Source organism: Cellulomonas septica, assembly GCF_012396155.1.
Classification (GTDB): domain Bacteria; phylum Actinomycetota; class Actinomycetes; order Actinomycetales; family Cellulomonadaceae; genus Cellulomonas; species Cellulomonas septica.
The window spans coordinates 1-4,641 of the sequence record NZ_JAAXOY010000262.1 but is presented as its reverse complement, the minus strand read 5'-3'; the positions used below and the strand labels follow the sequence as shown (position 1 = coordinate 4,641).

The following is a 4,641-nucleotide window of genomic DNA, read 5'->3' as shown; positions in this document are numbered from 1 at the left end:
GCAGCGGCCCGCCTGCGCGACGAGCGTCAGTCCGTCGACGGCAGCAGCGTGAGGTGGTCCGTCGCGTCCGCCTCGGTCGCGGCCTGCGTGAACGGCCACGGGAACGTCTCCCCCGTCGCCCAGGCCTTGAACTGGTCGGTGTAGTGCACGCTCGCGGGGTGGCCCGACGTGCCGGTGAGGTTCACCCACGTCGAGGAGTCCAGGTCTCCCAGGTCGACGACCATCCGCATCGACGGCGCGGCCGTCACCGCGTACGACGGCGTGCTCGCGTCCCACGCGGTGGCGTCGACGATCGACGAGCCGCCGCCGACGCTCAGCGGCGACGGGTTGACGAGGCGCCGCAGGACGCCCGGGAGCGACTCGCCGCCGAGCACCGGGTGCTCGGGCGCGGCGACGTGGAGCATGCCCCAGCGCCAGTCCTCGGCGTCGCGGCCGAGCTGCGTCGTGAGCTGCCGGCGGGCCGACACCATCGCGCGCGTGAGGATCTCGTCACGGCCCTCGACGACGGCGGGCGTCGACCGGTCGTCCCACCACGGCGACGACGGGTCGTCGACGAGGCGCCGCACGACCTCGAGCCAGCGGGAGTCGCCCGCGGGCGACGCGTCGTCGGGCAGGTCGTCGTCGAACGCGAGCCGCAGGAGCGTCTTCCACACCGCCGCGAAGTAGGCCGCGGCCGCCGAGTCGGACGACGACACGCGGTCCCAGTCGCGCAGCAGCTCCTGGCCGTCGTCGTCGAACTCGTCCTCGATCGGCAGCGACAGCAGCGTCGGCACCAGCATGTCGGCGTACGGGTTCCGCTGGTCCGACTGGATCTCCGCCATGTCGGCCACGGTCACGGGCTCGCCCGTCGCGAGCCGCTCCGTCAGCAGGGTGCGGATCCGCTGCGAGCGGTAGCCGTAGTCCCAGTCGTCGGTGAGGAACGGGCCCACGCCGCTCGGCGTGACGGCCTGGTTCGCGGCGACGACGAACCCCTCGGCCGGGTCGAGCGTGCGGGGCATGTCGGCCGGGTCGACGAACCCCTGCCAGTCGTACGCGCTGTCCCAGCCCGGCCGCGGCCACGTGCCGTCCGACGGGACCGGACCGCCCAGCACCGACGTGCGCACCGGGATCCGGCCGGGCGCCTGGTAGCCGATGTGGCCGTCGACCGTCGCGAACACGATGTTCTGCGCGGGCACCTCGAGGAGCGCCGCGACCGCGGCGATGTCGTCCGCGTCGCGCGCGGTGGCCATCGCGAGCAGCGCGTCGGCCGTCCGGCCCGGCTGCAGCGCCGTCCAGGCCAGCGCGACCTCGAACTGGCGGCCCGGCGCGCCGTCGGGCACGGGCGCGTCCTCGACCGCGTCGACGTCGAGGACGTCCGACACGATCGGGCCGTGCACCGTCTCGCGGACGTCGAGCTCGACCGAGCGGCCGCCGTTGACGTGGATGACCTCGCGCCGGTGCCGGATCGGCGCGGTGCCGCCGTCCCGCACGGTCACGTCGTCGTCGACCTTCTCGAGGAAGAAGTCGGTGACGTCCGCGCCGAGGTTCGTCAGGCCCCACGCGAGGTCGGCGTTGTGCCCGATGACGACGCCGGGCATGCCCGCGTTGGCGAACCCCGTGACGTCGTAGGGGCACTCCGCGGTGACCTCCGCGCAGCGCAGGCCGACCTGCGCCCAGATGCCCGGGGCCGAGATGCCGAGGTGCGGGTCGTTCGCCAGCAGCGGCGCGCCGGACTCGGTGTACCGGCCCGAGACGACCCACGAGTTCGACCCCACGCCCTCGCCGTCGCCGACCAGGTGCGGCACCGCGTCGAGCGCCCGCTGCGCCGACGCGAGCGCCGCCTGCAGGTCGTCGCCCGCGAGGTCGAGGCCCGTCGTCGCCGCGGTCGTGGTCGCGCCCTGACCGACCTGCTCCGCCGAGAGGATCGGCTGGTTCACGTCCTGCGGGTAGGCCGGGAACAGCTGCTCGACGCGGGCGACGTCCTGCACCGACGCGAACGTCCGCGCCCGCGCCAGCTCACGGTCGTAGTTGCCGCGCAGGTCCCACGCGAGCGCCTTGAGCCACGCGAGCGAGTCGACCGGGTCCCACTTCTCCGGGGCCGGCGTGCTCGTCCGGGCCCCGAGGACCGTGTACTCGACCGCGATCTGCGACGGGTCCCGGTCCGCCAGGTACGCGTTGACGCCGTCGGCGTAGGCCTGGAGCGCGTCGCGCGTCGACTGCTCGACGACGTCCCACTCCTGCTCGGCGACGTGCCGCCAGCCGAACGTCCGGATCACCTTGTCCGCCGCGAGCGCGTCCTCGTTCTCGCCGACGAGCTCCGACAGCCGTCCGGCGGTGACGTGCCGGCGGTAGTCCATCTCGAAGAAGCGGTCCTGCGCGGACACGTAGCCCTGCGCGCGGAACAGGTCCTCGGACGTCGACGCCGTGATCGTCGGCACGCCGCGCGGGTCGCGGGTGACCGTCACCTCGCCCTCGAGGCCGGGCAGCGTGAGCTCGCCGGACACCTCGGGCAGCGGACGGCGCAGGACGACGACCACGCCCACGGCCGTCGCCACCAGGGCGAGGACGAGGACGACGGCGACGGTCGCGAACGCGACCCGGACGAGGCGCAGGCGGGACACGTTGCGAGGGTACTTGTCCGTCTGGGCACCGGGTGGCAGCACGCCAGACCTGGGGATGACCAGCGGCGGCGCTGCGCGAGGTCCGCGTCCGGCAGCAGGCGGAATGCAGTCGGCGCGCGTGCCGTTAGGATTGGCACTCGATCCATGTGAGTGCCAGGCCACCCGGGCGTCCCGCCGGGCCGGCCCGTCGACCTCGTCCAGGAGCCCCGATGCCCACCTACGCCTACGCGTGCACGGCGTGCGGTCACGCCTTCGAGATCCAGCAGTCGTTCTCCGACGCCTCGCTGACCGTCTGCCCCGAGTGCGAGGGCCGGCTGCGCAAGGTGTTCTCGGCCGTCGGCGTCGTGTTCAAGGGCTCGGGCTTCTACCGCAACGACGCGCGCTCCTCCGGCTCGACGTCGTCCTCGAGCTCCTCGTCGTCCGGCGCGTCGTCCTCGAGCTCGTCGACCTCGGGGTCGTCGTCCTCGGGCTCGGCATCCGGCTCCGGGACGTCGGGCGCGTCGTCCTCGTCGGGCGCGTCCTCGTCCTCCACGACGAAGGCACCCGCCGCGTCCTCCTGACGTCGCCGGGCGGCGGCACCGTCCGCCCAGGGGTGGCGTCGAGCCGTCCACAGCCCGCACGGATGAGAGCCCGTCCACCCGCGCGTCCGGCGCACCGGCGGTGACGACGCGGCGTCCGTACGGTCACGGCCGTGCCTCTCGACCGACGTGACCTCGACCGACCCGACCGTCCGCCGCCGCTCACCCGTCGCCGAGCGCCCGCCGCGCTGCGCGCCCGCGTGCTGCTGTGGCGTTCGCGTCCCGCCCTGCTGGCGCTCGCGCTCGCTGCGGCCGGTCTGGGCGTCGTCGGTGCGTTGCGCCCCACCCCACCGTCGACGGTCGACGTCCTCGTCGTGGTGCGCGCGGTCGCTGCGGGCGCCGTGCTCGTCGACCAGGACGTCACCGTCCGGGCGCTCCCGGCGGTCGTCGCCCCTCAGGGCGTCGCCACCCAGGCGGACGCCGTCGTCGGCCGTGTCGCGGCGGTCGACCTGACCGCCGGCACGCCCCTCGTCCCGGGCGTCCTCGTCGCTGCCGACGCGACCGGTCCGCCGGGCACCGTCGTCGCGACGGTCCGGCTCGTCGACCAGGCCGCCGCCGACCTGCTCCGGCCGGGCATGCGCGTCGACGTCCTCGCGGCGGTGCCCGACGAGGGCGAGGGCCGGCTCGTCGCCACGCGAGCCCTCGTGCTGCCGACTCCGCCGTCGCGGTCCGACGACGCGGGTCTCGCGGCGCTCGGCCCCGCCGACGACGCCGCTCCGCCCGTCCTCCTCGCCGTCACCCCTGACGAGGCGCGGGCGCTGGCCGGGGCCTCCGCGACCGCCTTGCTGTCGGCGGTCGTCGTGCCATGATCGTCGGGACCTGCGTCCGGAACGCCCGACCTGGCCGGACGCCTACCGTGACCTCACCGGGGGCCTCATGACCGACACGATCAACCAGGGCCTGCGGGGCGCCGGCGAGCGACTGCGCGGGCTGCCCAAGGTGTTCCAGGGCTTCAAGGACTTCATCTCCCGCGGCAACGCGATCGAGCTCGCCGTCGGCGTCGTCATCGGCGCCGCGTTCACGACCGTGATCACCGCGATCCAGAACGGGTTCATCGGCCCGCTCATCGCCGCGATCTTCGGCAAGCCCGACCTGACGGCCCTCGGCAACTTCACGATCAACGACGCGGACTTCTCGATCGGGCTGATCCTCGACGCGCTGCTGAAGTTCCTCATCACCGCCGCGGCGATCTACTTCGTGATCGTCCTCCCGCTCAACGCCCTGGCGGCCCGCCGCAAGCGCGGCGAGGAGGAGGAGCCGAAGGCGCCGGCCGAGGACATCCTGCTGCTCCAGGAGATCCGCGACCTCCTCGCGGCGCGCCCGAACCCGGCGGTGGCCAACGACGCGGGTGCCACCACCCCGGACGCCGGCACGGGCCTCGGCAAGGCCCCCGGGACCCCGCCCACGTTCCTGCCGGGCAGCGGCCCCGCGACCCCGCCGCCGACCGCCTGACCGAGCCGCGG

Annotated in this window: 4 protein-coding genes; 3 read left to right on the top strand and 1 reads right to left on the bottom strand. The window is 74.6% G+C overall.

Annotated elements, in window-relative coordinates; genetic code table 11:
- Nucleotides 1-26: 26 nt before the first annotated feature.
- Nucleotides 27-2,600, bottom strand: a complete 2,574-nt coding sequence (locus HGA02_RS11070) for a penicillin acylase family protein (RefSeq protein ID WP_168679056.1) — start codon at nt 2,598-2,600, stop codon at nt 27-29.
- Between the two features lie 209 nt (nt 2,601-2,809).
- On the opposite strand from HGA02_RS11070, the gene HGA02_RS11065 reads away from it, so the two are divergent.
- From HGA02_RS11065 to mscL, 3 genes are all read left to right on the top strand, one after another.
- Nucleotides 2,810-3,160, top strand: a complete 351-nt coding sequence (locus HGA02_RS11065; RefSeq protein ID WP_168679055.1) for an FmdB family zinc ribbon protein — start codon at nt 2,810-2,812, stop codon at nt 3,158-3,160.
- Between the two features lie 131 nt (nt 3,161-3,291).
- On the top strand, nt 3,292-3,987 hold the full coding sequence (locus HGA02_RS11060) for an SAF domain-containing protein (protein ID WP_343035444.1): 696 nt from the start codon (nt 3,292-3,294) through the stop codon (nt 3,985-3,987).
- 67 nt (nt 3,988-4,054) lie between these two features.
- Nucleotides 4,055-4,630, top strand: coding sequence for a large conductance mechanosensitive channel protein MscL (gene mscL, locus HGA02_RS11055; protein ID WP_168679054.1), 576 nt, complete (start codon nt 4,055-4,057; stop codon nt 4,628-4,630).
- Nucleotides 4,631-4,641: the final 11 nt, after the last annotated feature.